This is a genomic window from Enterobacter sp. UNJFSC 003, assembly GCF_036903355.1.
In the GTDB taxonomy this organism is placed as follows: Bacteria; Pseudomonadota; Gammaproteobacteria; order Enterobacterales; family Enterobacteriaceae; genus Enterobacter.
Genome location: NZ_JBAKHK010000350.1, coordinates 1 through 236 on the forward strand (window position 1 = coordinate 1; position 236 = coordinate 236).

Annotated in this window: 1 protein-coding gene; it reads right to left on the reverse strand. The window is 49.6% G+C overall.

The window, feature by feature from the left end; genetic code table 11:
• Positions 1–47: 47 nt before the first annotated feature.
• Positions 48–236: cytochrome ubiquinol oxidase subunit I (locus V5P19_RS24495; RefSeq protein WP_031935482.1), on the reverse strand; the 189-nt coding region annotated here is incomplete at its 5' end.

A 236-nucleotide genomic window follows, 5' to 3' on the forward strand; every position in this document is an offset into this window, starting at 1 on the left:
CCACCAGATGAAGCGCAATGTTTCATAATCAAACATGATTTTCTCCTTTACCCCTGTTGCTGCGTCGGTTGTTCACTCTGCATCGCGCTCGGCCCCAGACGGGCATATTTCTGCATCAGGTAGACTTCGGCGATTAAGAACAGGGTGTAAAGCCCTACGATCATGATCAGTGAGAAAGCCAGTTGTCCTGTGGTTAAAGCGGAGTGCGCGGAGTATGTCGGTAAGATGTCCTGTAT